This is a genomic window from Ruegeria sp. CDSC054 (assembly GCF_059610645.1).
Window position 1 is genome coordinate 124,148 of record NZ_JBXWOA010000001.1, and the last position, 18,474, is coordinate 142,621.

General features: G+C 57.9%; 15 protein-coding genes and 2 tRNA genes. 10 read left to right on the plus strand and 7 right to left on the minus strand.

The window, feature by feature from the left end; all coding sequences use genetic code 11:
* Positions 1-57: 57 nt before the first annotated feature.
* The 3 genes from AC2FGC_RS00600 to AC2FGC_RS00610 are packed head-to-tail and all read right to left on the minus strand — an operon-like array spanning position 58 to position 2,537.
* Positions 58-972, minus strand: coding sequence for a pseudouridine-5'-phosphate glycosidase (locus AC2FGC_RS00600; RefSeq protein WP_496781274.1), 915 nt, complete (start codon positions 970-972; stop codon positions 58-60).
* Positions 969-1,862, minus strand: a complete 894-nt coding sequence (locus AC2FGC_RS00605; protein WP_109311787.1) for a PfkB family carbohydrate kinase — start codon at positions 1,860-1,862, stop codon at positions 969-971. The genes AC2FGC_RS00600 and AC2FGC_RS00605 overlap by 4 nt, the downstream gene beginning before the upstream one ends.
* A 54-nt stretch (positions 1,863-1,916) precedes the next feature.
* Positions 1,917-2,537, minus strand: a complete 621-nt coding sequence (locus AC2FGC_RS00610) for a thiamine phosphate synthase (RefSeq protein ID WP_282151322.1) — start codon at positions 2,535-2,537, stop codon at positions 1,917-1,919.
* Between the two features lie 153 nt (positions 2,538-2,690).
* Between AC2FGC_RS00610 and AC2FGC_RS00615 the strand changes: the two genes are divergently transcribed.
* The 4 genes from AC2FGC_RS00615 (at position 2,691) to AC2FGC_RS00630 (ending at position 7,491) form a co-directional block, all read left to right on the plus strand.
* Complete coding sequence (locus tag AC2FGC_RS00615; RefSeq protein WP_496781275.1) at positions 2,691-3,434, plus strand: RNA methyltransferase; 744 nt, start codon at positions 2,691-2,693, stop codon at positions 3,432-3,434.
* A 62-nt stretch (positions 3,435-3,496) separates the two neighbouring features.
* Positions 3,497-4,642: a heme A synthase gene (gene ctaA / locus AC2FGC_RS00620; protein ID WP_496781276.1), complete on the plus strand. Its 1,146-nt coding sequence runs from the start codon at positions 3,497-3,499 to the stop codon at positions 4,640-4,642.
* A gap of 5 nt (positions 4,643-4,647) precedes the next feature.
* On the plus strand, positions 4,648-6,117 hold the full coding sequence (locus AC2FGC_RS00625) for a carboxypeptidase M32 (RefSeq protein WP_496781277.1): 1,470 nt from the start codon (positions 4,648-4,650) through the stop codon (positions 6,115-6,117).
* A 96-nt stretch (positions 6,118-6,213) separates the two neighbouring features.
* Positions 6,214-7,491 (plus strand): DsbA family protein, encoded by a 1,278-nt coding sequence (locus AC2FGC_RS00630; RefSeq protein WP_496781278.1) that lies wholly within the window; start codon positions 6,214-6,216, stop codon positions 7,489-7,491.
* 28 nt (positions 7,492-7,519) lie between these two features.
* On the opposite strand, the gene gyrA is transcribed toward AC2FGC_RS00630, so the two are convergent.
* Positions 7,520-10,249 carry a DNA gyrase subunit A gene (gene gyrA / locus AC2FGC_RS00635; protein WP_496705394.1) on the minus strand — a complete coding sequence of 910 codons (2,730 nt, stop codon included), beginning with the start codon at positions 10,247-10,249 and terminating at the stop codon, positions 7,520-7,522.
* Between the two features lie 193 nt (positions 10,250-10,442).
* Here gyrA and AC2FGC_RS00640 point away from each other — a divergent pair, with 193 nt between their 5' ends.
* Positions 10,443-10,712 carry an usg protein gene (locus AC2FGC_RS00640; protein ID WP_058271768.1) on the plus strand — a complete coding sequence of 90 codons (270 nt, stop codon included), beginning with the start codon at positions 10,443-10,445 and terminating at the stop codon, positions 10,710-10,712.
* Positions 10,713-10,803: 91 nt separating this feature from the next.
* Positions 10,804-11,499: a lipid-binding SYLF domain-containing protein gene (locus tag AC2FGC_RS00645; protein ID WP_496764649.1), complete on the plus strand. Its 696-nt coding sequence runs from the start codon at positions 10,804-10,806 to the stop codon at positions 11,497-11,499.
* Here AC2FGC_RS00645 and AC2FGC_RS00650 read toward each other — a convergent pair whose 3' ends face one another.
* Positions 11,500-12,453 carry a radical SAM protein gene (locus tag AC2FGC_RS00650; RefSeq protein ID WP_496764652.1) on the minus strand — a complete coding sequence of 318 codons (954 nt, stop codon included), beginning with the start codon at positions 12,451-12,453 and terminating at the stop codon, positions 11,500-11,502.
* A 161-nt stretch (positions 12,454-12,614) separates the two neighbouring features.
* Here AC2FGC_RS00650 and zwf point away from each other — a divergent pair, with 161 nt between their 5' ends.
* The 4 genes from zwf to AC2FGC_RS00670 all read left to right on the plus strand — a co-directional run bounded on the left by zwf (position 12,615) and on the right by AC2FGC_RS00670 (position 18,161).
* On the plus strand, positions 12,615-14,069 hold the full coding sequence (gene zwf / locus AC2FGC_RS00655; RefSeq protein ID WP_496764655.1) for a glucose-6-phosphate dehydrogenase: 1,455 nt from the start codon (positions 12,615-12,617) through the stop codon (positions 14,067-14,069).
* Complete coding sequence (gene pgl, locus AC2FGC_RS00660) at positions 14,066-14,737, plus strand: 6-phosphogluconolactonase (protein ID WP_496722990.1); 672 nt, start codon at positions 14,066-14,068, stop codon at positions 14,735-14,737. The genes zwf and pgl overlap by 4 nt, the downstream gene beginning before the upstream one ends.
* A gap of 5 nt (positions 14,738-14,742) precedes the next feature.
* On the plus strand, positions 14,743-16,356 hold the full coding sequence (gene pgi, locus AC2FGC_RS00665; RefSeq protein ID WP_496781279.1) for a glucose-6-phosphate isomerase: 1,614 nt from the start codon (positions 14,743-14,745) through the stop codon (positions 16,354-16,356).
* Between the two features lie 185 nt (positions 16,357-16,541).
* On the plus strand, positions 16,542-18,161 hold the full coding sequence (locus AC2FGC_RS00670) for a long-chain-fatty-acid--CoA ligase (RefSeq protein WP_496781280.1): 1,620 nt from the start codon (positions 16,542-16,544) through the stop codon (positions 18,159-18,161).
* A 20-nt stretch (positions 18,162-18,181) separates the two neighbouring features.
* Here AC2FGC_RS00670 and AC2FGC_RS00675 read toward each other — a convergent pair.
* Both AC2FGC_RS00675 and AC2FGC_RS00680 read right to left on the minus strand, forming a co-directional pair.
* Positions 18,182-18,256: transfer RNA gene (locus tag AC2FGC_RS00675), tRNA-Asn, on the minus strand.
* Positions 18,257-18,386: 130 nt separating this feature from the next.
* Positions 18,387-18,461 (minus strand) — tRNA-Asn (locus AC2FGC_RS00680).
* Positions 18,462-18,474: the final 13 nt, after the last annotated feature.

Genomic DNA, 18,474 nt, shown 5'->3' on the forward strand with positions numbered 1-18,474 from the left:
AGCGGTTTTCTGCCGAGTTAGTTAAGCAGTCGGGTGCCTTGGTACAATAGGCTTAAGTCAATCGGTCTTCGCGGCTAGAGCACGGGCAATCCCGGCTGCCAGTCGCGCGTTGTTGCGGACCAAAGCGATATTGGCGGCCAGCGAACGCCCTTCGGTCTGTTCGTAGATCCGCTGCAGCAGGTACGGCGTGACACCCTTGCCGCTGATCCGGTGCGTATCTGCGTCGGCCTGTGCCGAGGCAATGATAGGTGCCAGTTCTTCGGCCGGGATCTGATCGTCGGCTGGGATCGGGTTGGCGACCAACTGACCGCCGGGCAAGCCAAGCGCGCGGCGCGTGGCGTGGGCCGTGGCGATGTCTTCGGCGCTGTCCATACGCAGGGGCGCGGCATAAGGGGATTTGGCCGACCAGAAGGCCGGGAATTCGTCCTGCCCGTAGGCGATGACAGGAACGCCCAGCGTTTCCAGAACCTCGAGCGTTTTTGCCAGATCGAGGATGGCCTTTGCGCCTGCAGCGACAACCGTAACCGGGGATTGCGCCAGCTCATGCAGATCGGCTGAGATATCAAAGGTCGTCTCGGCACCCTGATGCACGCCGCCGATGCCACCGGTGGCAAACACTTCGATCCCGGCATAATGCGCGGCGATCATCGTCGCAGCGACTGTGGTTGCGCCAGTGCCGCCGGTTGCCATGCAGGCTGCCATATCAGCGCGCGACAGCTTGGCGACGCCCTGCGCCTGACCCAACGCTTTCAGCTCATCAGCCTCAAGGCCCACATGCAGTTTGCCTTTGATCACGGCCATGGTTGCCGGAATTGCGCCCGCGTCGCGGATATCCTGTTCAACCTGTGCCGCAACCTCGATGTTCTGAGGGTAGGGCATTCCGTGGGTGATGATGGTGCTTTCCAGCGCAACGATGGGCTGGCCTGCGTCCTTGGCGGCGCGGACCTCGGCGGAATATTGAATGTCGATCACAGTGGGGTTTCTCCGGATACGTAAGTTGCGGCGGCGTTCAGCGCGCGGGTCAGGGCCTCGGCGCTGGATGCTCCGTCGGATTCTGAGGCGATGTGGGCCGCCATAAAAGTGTCGCCTGCGCCGGTTACGCGGGTAACCAGAACGGACGGGGGTGTTTGGGTCAGGATTTCATCCGCATTACCAACCGTGGCCGAACTTCCGCCGTCGGTGACCAACACCCGCAGCGCGCCGCGATCCAGCAGGCCTTTGGCGGCGCTTTCGGAATCCTTGAATTCACGCTGACACAGGATGCCGGCTTCTTCGAGGTTCACATACAGCGTTGCACGCGCATGTTTCAGGAACGGCAGCAAGCGTTCGGCTTTACCGGGCGAGGCCGGTGCGACACGCAGATCGGCGCGCGCAAAGGCGGGGCTTTGGGCGATTTCCTCAAGCAAGTTCAGTGTCAGATTGCCGTCCAGCGCGATAGGGCCTTCGAACGGCTCGTTTTCGTACCCTAGCGGCCCGTGCATTAGCGGGCGAAGGATTTTGGCGCCCGCGGCCTCAAGCGAATGTGCGTCAGCAATTGCCGCGATCAGGCCGTTGGCCCCTTCGACCGCCATGTAACGGTCGGTCGGCAAATCCTGCGAACGGTAAATGTGATCTGTCACCATGCCCAGCCGGGAACACGCATTTGCCAACTCATCGCCCTCAGGATCGCGCCCGATGGCGGTCAGCAGGGTGGGGGTCATGCCAAAACGCACCAGTGTCATGGCGATGTTCATGGCCACGCCACCCGGTAGGCGGGTGATCCGCCCCGGCACGTCCGACCCTTGCCGCATGGCGCTGGCGGACCGGCCAATCACGTCCCAAAGAACCGATCCGATACAAAGGATGTCGCTGTTTTGTGTCATGTCGTCGTCATGCCGTAGCCCCGGCGTAGGTGCAAGCGTTAACGCTCGCACCGATCAGCGCATCGCGTCGGTCAGACCCTTCAGCGCGGCCAGAGGGTCGTCCTGTGACCAGATCTCGTCCCCGATACCGAAAAAATCGGTGCAGGGGGTCAGATCGCGAACCAGGTCGGGGTTCAGGCCACCCTCGGCAACGACCGGAACTTCGATCGTCTCAGACCACCACTGGAACAGATCCATTTCGGCGATTGTGCCATCACCCAGCGTTGACGCGCCCACTGGTCCAAAGGCGACATAGTCCGCACCGGCCTCGCCAGCCGACATGCCGTCATGGCTGGACGCACCGCAAAAGCTGCCAACGATGGCTTCCGCGCCCAATTCCTTTCGTGCAAACCGGACCGAGCGCGCGGCGTCATCCAGATGCACCCCGTCCAGCCCCAACCGCTGCGCCAGCAGAACATGGTTCGAGATCACCAGCGCCACATCGCGCGCATGAGCAACCTCACGGCAGGCATCCGCCGCGCGGGCGATCGTGTCTTCATCTCCACCAGCCAGCGCCAATCGGATACAGGCGATCTCTGCCCCGTCCAACACGCTGGCCAAACGGTTCGTAAAGGTGCTCAGTTCGATGGTCGGTGGCGTAATCAGGTAAATCTGCGGCTGCTCGGGGGTGTCCATTGGCGCGTCCTTCGCTTTCAGTCTTTTGCGCGGTTTAGCGGATTGCGGCGGGGAAGCAAACTTTTATGCTGGTTTCCGGCCCAAATGAAGGCGCGAACGGCTTGCCCTGCCTGCGCGCGCAGATTAGAGCAGGCGGAGCTTTCGGAGACAGCCATGCCCAGCGATAAATCCCAACCCTCATTCGTGCTTGTGCGCCCGCAGATGGGTGAAAACATCGGTGCCGCCGCGCGGGCGATGTGGAATTTCGGGCTGGATCGGATGCGGATCGTGGCACCTCGGGATGGGTGGCCGAACCCCAAGGCTGTGGCGATGTCCAGCGGGGCCGGGCGATTGCTGGATGAGGCGCAGCTATATGACGATCTGGCCGGTGCGCTATCCGACAGCACTTTTGTTTTTGCGACCACGGCGCGACAGCGTGGATTGACCAAGCCGGTCTACAGCCCGGAACGCGCAATGCAGTTGGCTGCCGAAAAGGTTGCTGCTGGTGAAAAGGTCTGTGTTCTGTTTGGCCCGGAACGCGCAGGGCTTGAAAACGAAGACATCGCTAAGGCAAACGCGATCATCTCGGTTCCGGTAAACCCGGAATACGCCTCGCTGAATCTTGGCCAATGCGTGCTTCTGACCGCCTATGAGTGGATGCGCCAGACCGGCGATGTGGTTCATGAGGCCACCGATCTGGGCAAGGGCGACTGGGCCACGGGCATCGAGGTCGAGAAACTGGTCGAACACTATGAAGACCGGCTGGAAAAGGCGGGGTTCTTTTATCCGCCCGAAAAGGCCGAAGGTATGAAGACGAACCTGCGCAACCTTTGGTCGCGGATGCGCATGACGCGGGCGGATGTGCAGATGTTGCATGGGGTCATGCGGCAGATGGTCCGCTGGAAAGACAAAGGCTGAGGCTGGACCTATGTTCCGCTTCACCCTAGCTTGCGACGAAATCCAAGGCACAAGAGGACAGCATGAGCGGTAAGCGCAGCATCTTCGAAGACGTCTCAGACACTGAAAAACAACAAGCCGTTCAACCGGGTATGATCGATCGTGGCCGCGGGGGTGCGCGTAAGGCCATTCGCGCCTGGCTGATGATCCTGTTTGCCCTTGTGGTCGTGATGATCGCTGTGGGTGGGCTGACACGCCTGACCGATAGCGGATTGTCGATTACCGAGTGGCGGCCGATTACCGGGGCCATCCCGCCGATGAATGAGGCGGACTGGCAAGCCGAGTTCGACAAATACAAGCAGATCGACCAGTGGCGCATCCAGAACCAATGGATGGAGCTGGGCGATTTCAAATCCATCTACTGGTGGGAATGGGGCCATCGTCAGCTTGGCCGCGTGATTGGATTGGTCTGGGCGCTTGGTTTCTTTGGCTTTCTTATTGCGCGGAAAATTCCGACCGGGTGGACAGGTAAACTGCTGATTCCGGGCTTTTTGGGTGGTGTTCAGGGCGCTGTTGGCTGGTGGATGGTCGCCTCAGGCGTAACGCAGGGCGAAGGGATGATCGCTGTCGCCAGCTATCGCCTTGCCATCCATCTGGGGTTGGCTTTTGTAATTCTCGGCTTCCTTGTCTGGTACATCTTTGAACTGGGCCGCGAGGAGAGTGACCTGATGCAGGCCCGTCGCGCGAAAGAGGCGCGTCTGTTCTCGTTGTCCACTGGCCTGATGCATTTCGCCTTTTTACAAATCCTTATTGGCGCGCTTGTCGCCGGGATCGACGCCGGACGGTCTTATACCGACTGGCCGCTGATCGGCGGGCAGTTACTGCCGCCTGATATGACGATGCTCGAACCGATGTGGCGCAACTTTTTCGAAAGCCCCGGTCTGGTTCAATTCATCCACCGTTGCGCTGGCTATCTGCTGTTCATCTTCGGCATCGTCGTTTGGCGGCGCGGAAGCACCAGTGCTCATCCGCAAACTCGCTTTGCCTTCAACGCGGCCTTCGCAGCGCTGTCGCTGCAGGTGGTGATTGGGATCGCGACCGTGATCTACGCAGCCCCGTGGCAGATCGCCATCTTCCACCAGTTCATGGCCGTCGTCGTCTGGACCCTGATCCTACGGGCGCGGTTCCTGACCGCTTACCCAATAGCTACCTCTCTGCGCGGAGCCTGATTTCCATGAGTGCTTATGACGATTTGATGGCCTTCCAGCGCGAAACATCGGCCTTGGGCGAAATTGCCGGACGCTTGGGCTGGGATCAGGAAACAGTGATGCCCCGGGGGGCCGCGTCGCAGCGGGCCGAGGAAATGGCAGCGATTGAAGCGGTTTTGCACGCGCGCCGATCCGATCCCCGTGTGGCTGAATGGCTGGAGCAAGCCGAGCCTCAGGATCAGGTCGGGCAGGCGCAATTGCGAGAAATCCGCCGGTCCTATGAACGGACGGTCAAGGTGCCTGCCGACCTGGCAACGGCCATTGCACGCGTGACGTCAGCAGCACAGGGAACCTGGGCGCAGGCCCGCGCAGACGAAGATGTCGCCGCTTTCTTGCCCGTGCTGGATGAGGTCGTGGCGCTAAAGCGTGAAGAAGGTGCCGCACTGGCGCAGGGTGGCAATATCTACGACGCGATGGTTGAGGATTATGAGCCTTACACGACCGGATCGCAGATCGCCGAAATCTTTGACCAGATGCGCCCGCGTCTGGTAGCTCTGCGCGCCGCTGTTCTGGATAAACCTGCACCTCAGGCTTTGACGGGGAGTTTCGATGAGCTGAAACAGATGCAATTGTCCGAGAAACTGGCCACCACTTTCGGGTATGACCTGAATACAGGCCGTATCGACAAGGCCGTTCACCCGTTCAGCTCGGGCAGCGGCTCGGATGTTCGGATCACCACCCGGACCAGTGAAAACGATCCGTTCAACTGCTTCTATTCGACAATCCACGAGGTCGGCCATGCCGCCTATGAACAGGGGATTGATCCGGCTTATGCCCTGACGCTGCTGGGGCGGGGTGTGTCGATGGGTGTGCATGAAAGCCAAAGCCGGATCTACGAGAACCAACTGGGCCGATCCCGTGCCTTTACCGGTTGGTTGTTTGGCCAAATGAAAGACGCGTTTGGCAATTTTGGCATCTCCGACCCGGATACGTTCTATGCAACGGTCAACGGTGTTCACAACGGGTACATCCGCACCGAGGCGGATGAGGTGCAATACAACCTCCACATCATGCTGCGCTTTGATCTGGAGCGCGCGCTGATGGCCGGTGATTTGCAGGTGAATGACCTGGAGGTTGCGTGGAACGACCGCTTCAAAGCGGATTTTGGTTATGCCGTCGACACACCGTCAAACGGGTGTCTGCAGGATGTGCACTGGTCAGTGGGTCTGTTTGGTTATTTCCCAACCTATTCGCTGGGCAATGTCTATGCAGGATGCCTTTACCAAGCGTTGCGGAACGCTGTGCCGGAACTGGATGCGCAACTGGCAGCAGGTGACACGACAGGCGCAACCGATTGGCTGCGTAAGAATGTCCAGCAACACGGTGGGCTTTACGCTCCGCGCGAGACCATTCAGCGTGCAAGCGGTATGGAACCCGGACCTGACCCGTTACTCGGGTATCTGGAACAAAAATTTGGCGAATTATACGGGCTCTGAGGTCAGGAAACGTTTCGTCAAGTTGCCGTGTAGGTGCATTGGTTTTGACCTGAATGAGGGTAGGGTGGTTCGAACGGTTTTACCAAAGGAACCACCTTGTTCTTTGCAACACATGTCAAACCACACATAGCGTCAATTCTGACCAGCAACACGCGCCTGGTGGCGCGTAGGCGCGTGTTGGAGGCAAAGCATCAGGTGCTGAACCGGCCGCGCGTTGTCCAATATTTCCATGATGTTTCCGACCCATACTGTCACCTCACCGCACAGGTCTTGCAGCAGTTTCGAGACACCTATGATGTCGAGCTGCGCCCGCATCTGATTTCGGGCCCTCCGGCCGAGGCTTTGCCGGACCCGGCAGCACATCGGCAAAATGCTATCAAAGATGCGGCAAGGCTGGCCCGAAAGCTTGGTCTCAGCCCTCCTGAAGGCGCAGTTCCTGACGAGGCTTTCATTGCAATTGCGGAAAAACAGATGGCAGCCGAACTGACGAATGAGAGCTTTGTTAAAAATGTCCGAGGTATCAGCGAAGATCTTTGGTCGGGAAAGGGCTTTTCGTCGTCTGATCACCCCTTACCGGCTGCGCTGATCGAGGATGGTGACCAGCAACTTTCAGCTTTGGGTCACTATCTCGGCGGAACGTTTCACAACGATGGTGAATGGTATTGGGGCGTTGATCGTCTTCATTACCTCGAAAATCGGTTGCTGCACGTGGGTCTGGGAAGCGGATCGTCACCGATAGTGCCTTTGCCTTCAGTGCAACTGGACCAAGAGAAGTCTAAAGATCAGGAGATTGAGTTCTTCTTTTCTTTCCGCAGCCCTTATTCGTATCTGGCATTTGACCGGGCCGTCGACTTGGCACGCCATTACAACGCACGGCTGGTTCTGAGGCCGGTTTTGCCAATGTTGATGCGAGGCTTACCCGTCCCTCCACCCAAGTCCTCCTACATCCTTTATGATTGCGTGCGCGAAGCGCGGCGGTTGGGGATCCCGTTTGGGCGTATCTGTGATCCTTTGGGCAAAGGAGTCGAGCGTGGCTATGCCTTACTGGATTATGCCGAAGCGCAGGAAAAACTGCCTGAGTTCTGTTCCGCCTTCCTGCGCGGCGTCTGGTCAAAGGGTCTAAATGCTGCAACCGATCGTGGGCTTCGGATTATCGTCGAAAACGCGGGGTTGGATTGGCAGAGTGCGAAACCGCACGTTAGCTCGGATCATTGGAGAGATCGGGTAGCGGTCAATCAGGACCGCCTGCAAGAGATCGGGCTATGGGGTGTCCCAAGTTTCCGTGTCGCCGGGGAAAGTGTCTGGGGACAGGATCGCCTTTGGGCGGTCGAAGACCTTTTGATAAATAAAAAGGCGCCACACCCGAAAGTGTAGCGCCTGAATAATGTTATGGATCTGTCGGTTACTCTTCCGCTTCGTCCTCGTCGCCTTGATCGGCGATCCAGGCAACACTGACGACCACTTCGCCTTTGCCGGTGTTGAAGACCTTCACGCCACCGGCCGAGCGGGAGCGGAACGAAATCCCATCAACCGGCACCCGGATCGATTGGCCTTTGGACGTCGCCAGCATGATCTGATCTTCCATATCGACCGGGAACGAGGCGACGAGTTCGCCACCACGCATCGCCTTGTCCATGGCGGCCACACCCATCCCGCCGCGTCCGCGGACTGGGTAGTCGTGGCTAGAGCTCAGCTTGCCCGCGCCGCCTGCTGTGATTGTCAGGATCAGGTTTTCGGCTGCCGACATCTCGGCATACTTTTCCTGGTTGAAATCACTGCTTGCCGCGGCTTCCTCTTCGTCACCAGCGTCATCTTCGGTAAGCCCTGCAACCGCACGGCGCATTTTGAGGTAAGCCACACGATCTTCGGGGGTCGCTTCGAAATGGCGGATCACCGACATCGAAACCACGCGGTCTCCATTGGACAGCCTGATACCGCGCACACCGGTGGATTCGCGCGAGTTGAACACTCGTACATCGGTGGTGCGGAAGCGGATTGCACGACCCGAATTGGTGACCAGCATCACATCTTCATCTTCCGAGCAGATACGGGCGTTCACCAGCTCAACATCTTCGGGCAGTTTCATTGCGATCTTGCCGTTGCGTCGGACATTGGTGAAGTCTGACAAGCGGTTACGACGCACGTCGCCCGCGCTGGTGGCGAAGATGATTTGAAGGTTCTCCCATTCTTCATCGGGTACATCCACCGGCATGATCGCGGCGATGGAAACACCGGTCGGGATCGGTAAGATGTTGACGATTGCCTTGCCCTTACCAGTGCGCCCCGATTGCGGCAGACGCCAGGTCTTGAGTTTGTAGACCATGCCATCCGTCGTGAAGAACAGCAGCTGCGTGTGGGTATTGGCAACGAAGAGGTTAGTGACAACATCCTCTTCCTTGGTCTGCATCCCCGACAGGCCCTTGCCGCCCCGCTTTTGCGCGCGGAAATCGGCCAGCGGAGTACGCTTGATGTATCCGCCCGACGTGACGGTCACGACCATATCCTCACGTTCGATCAGATCCTCGTCTTCCATGTCGCCGGACCAATCAACGATCTCGGTGCGACGGGGCACGGCAAACTGTTCACGAACGCTGCGCAGCTCATCTCCGATGATCGACATGATGCGCTCTCGCGAGGACAGAATATCGAGGTATTCCTGGATCTTACCTGCCAGTTCTTCCAGCTCGTCCGTGACCTCTTTGACACCGATCTGAGTCAGTCGCTGCAGACGTAGGTCAAGGATGGCGCGGGCCTGAACTTCGGTCAGGTTATAGGTGCCGTCGTCATTCATCTTGGACAGAGGATCGTCGATCAGGCGCAGATAACTTTCGATCTCAGCCGCGGGCCAGCGACGGGTCATCAGCTTTTCACGCGCTTGCGCGGCGTCAGCGGATGACCGGATTGTGGCGACCACCTCATCCACGTTCGACACAGCCACCGCCAGACCACACAGGATGTGGCTGCGTTCGCGGGCCTTGCGCAGGTCGTACGCAGTGCGGCGGGCGACGACATCTTCACGGAAGTCGATGAAAGAGGTCAGGAACCGGCGCAGGGTCAACTGCTCGGGCCGGCCACCATTCAGCGCCAGCATGTTGCAACCAAACGAGGTCTGCATCGGCGAGAAACGGAAAAGCTGGTTCAAAACAACTTCCGGCGTCGCATCACGTTTGAGTTCGACCACGACACGCACCCCATTGCGGTCGGATTCGTCCTGAACGTGGCTGACGCCTTCGATGCGTTTTTCGCGAACGGCTTCGGCGATCTTTTCGATCATCGAGGCCTTGTTTACCTGATAGGGGATCTCGTCCACGACGATGGCATAGCGGTCCTTGCGGATTTCCTCGACGCGGGTCTTGGAGCGGATAATGACGCTGCCGCGCCCTTCCAGATAGGCTTTGCGCGCGCCGGATCGGCCCAACATCACACCACCGGTTGGGAAATCAGGGCCGGGGATATATTCGATCAGCTGTTCGGATGTCAGATCCGGTTCATCGATCAGCGCCAGCGTTGCGTCGATGACTTCGCCAAGGTTATGCGGCGGGATGTTGGTTGCCATACCGACGGCGATACCACCGGCACCGTTGACCAGCATGTTCGGGAAACGGGCGGGCAGAACCGTCGGTTCGCGGTCCTTGCCGTCATAGTTGTCCTGAAAATCGACCGTCTCTTTTTCGATATCGGCCAGCAGGGACGCGGCAGGCTTGTCCATGCGTACTTCGGTGTAACGCATGGCCGCCGGGTTATCACCGTCCATCGAGCCAAAGTTGCCCTGACCATCCAGCAGCGGCAGCGACATCGAGAAATCCTGCGCCATTCGCACCAGCGCGTCATAGATCGCGCTGTCACCATGCGGGTGGTACTTACCCATGACATCGCCAACCGGACGGGCCGATTTGCGGTATGATTTGTCGTGGGTGTTTCCCGTCTCGTGCATCGCGTAAAGGATTCGCCGGTGCACCGGCTTCAGGCCATCGCGCAGATCGGGGATCGCGCGGGACACGATGACCGACATCGCATAGTCCAGATAGGACGTGCGCATCTCGGATTCGATGGATACCGTCGGGCCGTCATATACGGGACGCTGGGGCGGTGTTTCATCCATGTTTTCTGGGGTTTCTGGCGTATCGCTCACGTAACCTGCCCGTTTATTGTGCTGGGTCTATATCTTGTGGATGTACCTTATCAGACCCGGCACATAAGGTGCAAGCAAGCAGCGCATTCTGTGCAAAAAACACCCGTAACACTGGGGTAACATATTGTTAACCAAGGGTTAGGTGGTTTCTGTGTTATGCTGAAGAGACCTTGCAACAATTTTGGAGGTCTGCATGGAGCAAAGCGAAACAGAACTGATGCTCAAGGGGTATGGGCTGACGACGGCCGAATTTTTTTATCACATGCCCGACTATATTCACGTGCTAAATACATTTATCTGGCAGGAATACGACCTTGCGCCGGATCATCCCAAACTATTCGATTTTATTGAATTCTGGCAGCGAGAGATCGAAGGACCGCTGCATTCCGTGCGGTTTACACATCGAAAAATGATCGCGCCCGGGGAATGGCGCAACGTGGTAGGCGAATTCCGAGTGAATTGACGCCCGGGCGCATCAGGCCCAAACCCATATACATTTCCGGTGCATCCGGTATCGTGGCGGCGAAGTCATTGGCCACAAGCGGAAACACGGAATGCCCAGAGTTTTTTTGATTGCAGTTGCCATCTGCCTAGCCGGGCCTGTGTTGGCCGAAGGTGTCCTTGATAAAATCAAGAAGGGCGCTGAAAATACGGCTAATGCTGTCGGACGCGGGGCAGAAACCGTCGGGCAGACACTCGAAAAAGGGGCGAACGCGGTTGATGAAACTATCACGTCCACCTCTGATTTGCTGTCAAACGAGGCGACGCCCGAAGAGACCCGCGCGAAGCTGGATGTCATGGCCGTCGATGTGTTGGCGCAGTTGCTTGCCGAAAACCCCGAAGCACAAGCGCTATATGATGTCAGTGCGGGATATGCTGCGTTCGATTCCCGCAAAGTGACGGTGTTCCCGGTGTCCGCAGGGTACGGGCGCGGTGTTGCCGTGAACAAAGAGACTGGTCAGCACACCTATATGAATATGGGAACCGGCGGCGTGGGCGCGGCGATCGGTATCGGCGGGTTCGAGACCAAATTCGTGATCCTGTTTGAAACCCAAGCAGATTTGGACAGTTTTATCACGCAAGGTTACGACGCGACTGCGGAATCCGGCGCAATGTATGGAGATGAGCGCACCGATGAGACGCTCAGGTTCACAGATGGGCGGTCGTTTTTTGTGCTCAGCAAAAAGGGCTGGCGCGTTTCGGCTGGGGCGTCAGGCACAAAATACTGGAAATCGCCCGAGCTAAACTGATCAGCCCGAGCAGCTGGCGCCGCCCAGAACGCAAAATTTTGCGCAGTGTGGGTGGTTGAGGTGCACGTCGGCCTCGGCCTCGGCCAGTGTGGTGCCCATTTCAAACTCAGGCTCGTACGGCAGTAGGGTACAGGCCAGAACGGCAGGTTGTTCTGCGCCTTTGCGTTTAACCACCATGCGGGCATTCGAACACATTACAGCCTCGGGTGCTTTATCCAGAATGCCCCAGCAAGCGGTTGTGATTTCGGGGACTTCGACGGTTTCGTCCATCTCTGGGAACAAAACGGTTTGGCCGGGATTCTGTGCGTCGATGTCAAAGCTGTGCCGCTTGAAAAACGCCTCATACCCGGCGCGGCTGTCGGCGTCGCTGTCACCCCAGACCGTGCGGCCTGCGATAGCGATATTGAACCCGTTGTCGCGCAACCACTCCATTCCAGTGATCGTCTTGTCAAAGCTGCCTTTTCCGCGTTCCTCGTCATGCAGTTCGGGGCGATAGTGGTCCACGGAAACTCGAAGTGTCAGCTTGTTTCCATAATTGCGCTTCAGATCCAGCAAACCCTCGCGCATCTTGCGGCGCATCATCGGCAGCATTGCATTTGTCAGGATCAAAACTTCATAGCCGCGTTCCAACGCGACACGAGTCATGTCGATCATTCCGGGGTTCATAAAGGGCTCGCCCCCGGTGAACCCAATCTCACGCACCGGCCAGTCGCGTTCTTCGATCTGGTCCAAGTAGTCGCGCACCTCGTCGGTGGTGATATAGACCAGCGCGTCGTTGGTTGGACTACTGGCGATGTAGCAGTTGACGCATTCGATGTTGCAAAGAGTGCCGGTATTGAACCACAACGTCTCGGGGTTTTTCAACGCTACGGAAGCGCGAGTTTGCCCATCTGCTGTCACCAATTTGTTCTTAAACTTGCCGATATTGGCGGTCTGAGGCGCGTTGTCTTTCATTCCGGTATCCGGTTCTTTGAAGTTACTTCTGATGTAGCTGCTCGACTCGGATTAGTTAAGTCAGGCAAGTGCGACCTGACAGAGTTTTGATGATGGGGGATTTACGCTGACCGATTGCGCTAACATTGGACATGCCCGGCGGGGCAAGATAAGGAAAAACCATGGTTTCTCGCGTCATACCAGTTGATCCGTTCGATCTCGTCATTTTTGGCGGGACCGGCGACTTGGCGCAACGTAAGATTCTACCGGCCCTGTTTCGGCGCTTTTGTTCAGGGCAGTGGGCCGAAGGCGTCCAAATCATTGGCGCGGCGCGCACGGTCCACGACCGCGCGGGGTTTCAGGCATTGGTCGCCGAATCGCTGCGAACCCATGCGGCTGCGCAATGCCAGGACGAGGGCGCATTCCGCGCGTTTCTGGACCGCGTCGACTATGTAACTCTGGACGGATACTCGAATGAAGGATGGGATCAGCTTTCTGACAAGCTGAACCAAGATCGGGTGCGCGCGTTCTACTTCTCGGTCGGTCCGCGCCTGTTTGGGCCTTTGGCCGAGCGGATCAAGGCGCATGATCTTGCGACGCCAAGCACGCGGATTGTCGTTGAAAAACCCTTTGGCCACGATCTGGAAAGCGCACGGGCGTTAAACGCGACCTTGGCTGAGCATTTTCGGGAAAGCCAGATTTACCGGATCGACCACTATCTGGGTAAGGAAACCGTCCAGAACCTGATGGCCGTTCGTTTTGGCAATATGCTGTTCGAACCGCTGTGGAATAGCCAATATGTCGATCACATCCAGATCACGGTGGCCGAATCCGTAGGTATCGACGGGCGGGAAGAGTACTATGAGCGCGCAGGTGCCATGCGCGACATGATGCAGAATCACCTGATGCAGCTTTTGTGTCTGATCGCGATGGAGCCTCCGGCAAAATTTGATCCGGACGCTGTGCGGGATGAAAAACTCAAGGTTATTCGCGCGTTGGATCAGGTCCAGCCACACCATATCGTGCGAGGGCAGTTCGATGGAGGTGAAAGCAGGAAAGGATACCGCGAAACCGTGGGCAATCCGCGCTCGACCACCGAAAGTTATGTGGCACTGCGGGCGCATATCAGCAATTGGCGGTGGGCGGGCACGCCGTTCTACTTGCGCACGGGCAAGCGTCTGGTGGCGCGGTCTTCGGTGATCAACGTGATGTTCAAGGACGCGCCGCATTCGATTTTTGGCGAAGAGGCCGGACGCCACGCGAATGTCCTTTCGATACGCCTGCAGCCGAACGAAGGCATAACGCTGAAGGTGACGATCAAGGAACCGGGCCCGGGTGGTATGCGTCTGGTCGATGTGCCCTTGGACATGAGTTTTGCCGAGGCGCTAGGGTCAGGAAATCAAGACCCCCCGGATGCATATGAACGGCTGGTGATGGACGTGATCCGGGGCAACCAGACCCTGTTCATGCGCGGGGATGAGGTTGAGGCCGCATGGGCTTGGACCGACCCGATCATCGCGGGCTGGCACGCGCGCGGTGACGTACCAAAACCTTATGAAAGCGGCAGCACAGGCCCGGGCGACGCCGAGCTGCTGATGAAACGAGATGGTCGCCGCTGGCAAGGAATAAACCCATGAAGATTCAGGAATATGCTGATCGCGACATGCTGGCAATTGATGTCGCAAACGCCTTGGCCGGAGAGTTGGAGGCTGCCTTGCTGCATCACGACATGGTTTCGTTGGCCGTGCCGGGCGGCACGACCCCCGGGCCGGTATTCGATGGCCTGTGCGCGGCTGATCTGGAATGGGACCGTGTGCGGGTTTTGCCCACGGACGAACGCTGTGTTCCGGGTGATAGCGACCGTTCGAACGAACGGCTGATCCGGCAGCGCTTGCTGACAAACCGTGCTTCGGCTGCGCAATACGTGCCCCTGTATGTTGAAGGTAAAGAACCGGACGATGTCCTGCCGGAAATCGAATCCTTGATTACACCAGTCTTGCCGCTTTCGGTTCTGGTTCTTGGAATGGGTGAGGATATGCACACAGCTTCTCTGTTTCCGGGGATGGAGGGGCTTGAAGACGCGCTGGATAGTCACGCGCCACCGCTTGCAGTCGCCCGTCCCGAAACCCAACCCGAGGCGCGGATCACGCTGACTGGCCCCGTGTTGGATGGAGCGCTATCCAAACACCTGATTATCTTTGGCGCCACCAAGCGCGATGCGTTGGATAAGGCCATGTCTCTGCATCCGGAAGAGGCCCCGATCGCTGCCGCGCTAACCGGCATGACGGTTCATTGGGCGGAGTGACACAGATGCAATTGGACCCGCTCAAAAATCTAGCATCCGAAGTGCAGGACGAGGCCATCCTCGGGCTGTTTGAAAGCGATCCGAACCGGGCTCAGCGTTTTTCCGCGTCCACCGGAGATCTGCTGTTTGATTATTCCAAAACCCAGATCACAGATAACGTCCGAAAGGCCTTGATCGCGTTGTGTGATGAGACTGGTCTGGCTTCGCGCCGCGCAGCGATGTTCGATGGTGAAAAGATCAACGAAACCGAAGGCCGTGCCGTTCTGCACACAGCGCTGCGTAATCTGGATGGTGGCCCGGTTGAGGTCGATGGTCTGGACGTCATGCCCGATGTTCTGGACACACTGCAACGGATGCGTGTCTTCGCGGAAGAGGTGCGCGGCGGGGCGGTCACTGGGGCAGGGGGCGGCTTTACCGATGTGGTCAACATCGGCATTGGTGGTTCGGATTTGGGTCCGGTGATGGCGACGCATGCGCTGTCCCCGTATCATGACGGACCAAGACTCCACTATGTCTCGAATGTAGACGGTGCACATATCGCCGACACGCTACGCCAGCTTGATCCGACGCGGACTTTGGTAATCGTCGCCTCCAAGACCTTCACGACAATCGAAACGATGACCAACGCCCGAACGGCACGGGCCTGGATGGAAGATGGCGGCGGCGACCCGGCCAGACAGTTTGCGGCTGTGTCCAGCGCGCTGGACAAGACCCAAGCCTTTGGCATCCCCAAAGAGCGCGTGTTCGGTTTTGCCGATTGGGTCGGCGGGCGCTACTCGGTCTGGGGCCCGGTGGGCCTGCCGGTAATGATCGCCGTAGGGTCGAACGCCTTTGACGCGTTCCTGCGTGGCGGAGAGGCGATGGACGTCCACTTCCGCGCCGCCGACTGGATCGAAAACATGCCGGTCATGCTGGCTTTGGTCGGCATTTGGCATCGTCAGGTTCTGGGTCATGCCAGCCGGACCGTGCTGCCATACGATCAAAGACTGCTGCGTCTTCCAGCGTATTTTCAACAGCTTGAGATGGAATCGAACGGCAAGTCTGTTGCCATGGACGGCAACACTCTGACCGTTCCTTCGGGTCCCGTGGTTTGGGGAGAGCCGGGAACCAACGGGCAACATGCGTTCTATCAGTTGATCCATCAGGGCACCGACGTGATCCCATGTGAATTCATGGTCGCGGCCGAAGGGCACGAACCTGAACTGACCCACCATCACCGCCTGTTGCTGGCCAATTGCCTTGCACAGTCCGAAGCGCTGATGCGCGGCCGGTCGCTGGCTGAAGCACGGCAACGGATGGCGGAGAAGGGGCTGGAAGGGGACGAGCTGGAACGGCAAGCCCGTCACCGCGTTTTTCCGGGCAACCGTCCATCCACAACGTTGATGTACCCAAAGCTCACTCCGTTTGTTCTGGGCCAGATCATCGCGCTGTACGAACATCGTGTGTTTGTCGAAGGCGTTCTGTTGGGCATCAACTCGTTCGACCAGTGGGGCGTTGAGTTGGGCAAGGAACTTGCGACATCTCTCGGCCCGATCGTTGATGGTGATGAAAGCGCATCCGGCAAGGACGGCTCAACCGCTGCTCTGGTTGCCTATACAATGCGCCACCGCGATTATTAACGCGGTTTTTTGCAGTCTGCCGTGAAGGCAGGCTGCATTCTTTTATTGTCAGACAATTAAATGATTGGCAGGGTCTGTTCTTAGGGAACGCCCTGAACACTTTGCTTTGCGCACGCTGGCGAGTGGCATCAGGCAAGCAGACAGCACTGCCCAATAGAGGCGACGCTGATAATGGGAGGATGTCCATGCTGGGACAGATGATGACGCAGCCTTTGCTGATTTCGTCGCTGATTGATCACGCCGAACGCTATCATGGCCAGACCGAGATCTACTCGGTCGAAACCGATGGATCGGTCACCGAAACCACATGGGAGCAAGTGGCGCAAAACGCGCGAAAACTGGGATCAGCGCTGACCAAGCTGGGGTTGGAGCCGCAGGATCGAATTGGCACGTTGGCCTGGAACAACCGGCGACATCTGGAGATCTACTATGCCACGTCCGGTGCGGGATATGTGTGCCACACGGTGAACCCCCGGTTGTTCCCTGAACAACTGACTTACATCATCAACCACGCAAAAGACCGGGTTCTGTTCTTTGATGCGACATTCATTCCTTTGGTCGCGGCCCTGCACGAACACCTGACCGAAGTGCGCCATTTCGTTTTGATGGGCCCACGGAATGAAGACGCCGTTGCCCAAATCCCTGGCGTCGCGTTCTATGATGACCTGATCGAAACTGGCGATGGCGATTTTCAGTGGCCGAGTTTCGATGAAAACACAGCGTCCAGCCTGTGTTACACCTCGGGCACGACGGGCAATCCCAAAGGCGTTCTGTATTCCCATCGTTCCACAGTTCTGCACAGTTTCGGATCGAACACGCGAGATGTCATCGGCTTTTCAGCTATGGATGTCGTGATGCCAGTGGTTCCGATGTTCCACGTCAACGCATGGGGGTCGCCCTATGCCTGCGCCATGTCCGGTTCGCGCATGGTGCTGCCAGGGCCGGGCCTGCATGGCGAAGCCTTGGTGAATTTGGTCGATAAATATGGCGTGACGCTTGCAATGGGCGTTCCGACGATCTGGCAGGGCTTGCTGGCACATGCCGAAAAATCAGGAAGCAAACTGGCCAGCTTGAACCGCACCGTGATTGGTGGTGCTGCGTGTCCGCCCTCGATGATTGAGACCTTCCGCGAAACTTATGGCGTTGATACGGTTCACGCGTGGGGTATGAGTGAGATGAGCCCGTTGGGTACAACGAACAATCCGTTGGCCAAGCATTTTGACCTGCCGCTTGAAGAACAACACAAGCTGCGCGAAAGCCAGGGCAGACCGCCTTATGGCGTCGAGTTGAAGATCGTCGATGATGACGGCAAGGATCTGCCTCAAGATGGCGTCACGCAGGGCGATCTGCTGGTGCGCGGGCATTGGGTGTTGGACAGCTATTTCCAGATGCAGGATGAAGACCTGCTGCAGGACGGATGGTTCGCGACCGGAGATGTCGCAACGTTGGACCCGGACGGATACATGACAATCCGGGACCGGTCCAAGGACATCATCAAATCCGGGGGTGAATGGATCAGCTCGGTTGAGCTTGAAAACATCGCTGTTGCCCATCCGCAGCTTGCCACGGCAGCCGTTGTTGGCGTGCCTCATCCCAAATGGGACGAACGCCCCTTGTTGGTGGCCGTCAAAGCCGAAGGTTCCGACCCCAGCGAAGAAGAGTTGCTGGCCTTCTTTGACGGCAAGATTGCCAAATGGCAGGTTCCCGACAAGGTTGTCTTTGTGGACGCGCTTCCATTGAACGCGACCGGCAAGGTCCTAAAGCGCAACCTGCGCGCGGACTTCGAGGATGCCTTGATGGGCTAAGCGCCTGATATTTTTGGAAATGGCTCCGGCGGTAGGGATCGAACCTACGACCAATTGATTAACAGTCAACTGCTCTACCGCTGAGCTACGCCGGAACGGTTCGCGCCGTATAGCAACCCGTTTCTACGGCGTCCAGTGGGGTGCAGAGTTTTTTTCACCAAAATGACATCAATCCAAATAGCACCGAGTTTGGTGCCGTATGAGGTTCTCGATATCAGGGGATTTTGGCTCCGGCGGTAGGGATCGAACCTACGACCAATTGATTAACAGTCAACTGCTCTACCGCTGAGCTACGCCGGAACTGAGGGGCGTA

Bases quoted from the DNA above. Each gene is read 5' to 3' on its own strand.
- AC2FGC_RS00605 (WP_109311787.1), bottom strand. From the start codon at position 1,862: ATGACACAAAACAGCGACATCCTTTGTATCGGATCGGTTCTTTGGGAC.
- AC2FGC_RS00610 (WP_282151322.1), bottom strand. From the start codon at position 2,537: ATGGACACCCCCGAGCAGCCGCAGATTTACCTGATTACGCCACCGACC.
- AC2FGC_RS00615 (WP_496781275.1), top strand. From the start codon at position 2,691: ATGCCCAGCGATAAATCCCAACCCTCATTCGTGCTTGTGCGCCCGCAG.
- ctaA (WP_496781276.1), top strand. From the start codon at position 3,497: ATGAGCGGTAAGCGCAGCATCTTCGAAGACGTCTCAGACACTGAAAAA.
- AC2FGC_RS00625 (WP_496781277.1), top strand. From the start codon at position 4,648: ATGAGTGCTTATGACGATTTGATGGCCTTCCAGCGCGAAACATCGGCC.
- AC2FGC_RS00640 (WP_058271768.1), top strand. From the start codon at position 10,443: ATGGAGCAAAGCGAAACAGAACTGATGCTCAAGGGGTATGGGCTGACG.
- AC2FGC_RS00645 (WP_496764649.1), top strand. From the start codon at position 10,804: ATGCCCAGAGTTTTTTTGATTGCAGTTGCCATCTGCCTAGCCGGGCCT.
- AC2FGC_RS00650 (WP_496764652.1), bottom strand. From the start codon at position 12,453: ATGAAAGACAACGCGCCTCAGACCGCCAATATCGGCAAGTTTAAGAAC.
- zwf (WP_496764655.1), top strand. From the start codon at position 12,615: ATGGTTTCTCGCGTCATACCAGTTGATCCGTTCGATCTCGTCATTTTT.
- pgl (WP_496722990.1), top strand. From the start codon at position 14,066: ATGAAGATTCAGGAATATGCTGATCGCGACATGCTGGCAATTGATGTC.
- pgi (WP_496781279.1), top strand. From the start codon at position 14,743: ATGCAATTGGACCCGCTCAAAAATCTAGCATCCGAAGTGCAGGACGAG.
- AC2FGC_RS00670 (WP_496781280.1), top strand. From the start codon at position 16,542: ATGCTGGGACAGATGATGACGCAGCCTTTGCTGATTTCGTCGCTGATT.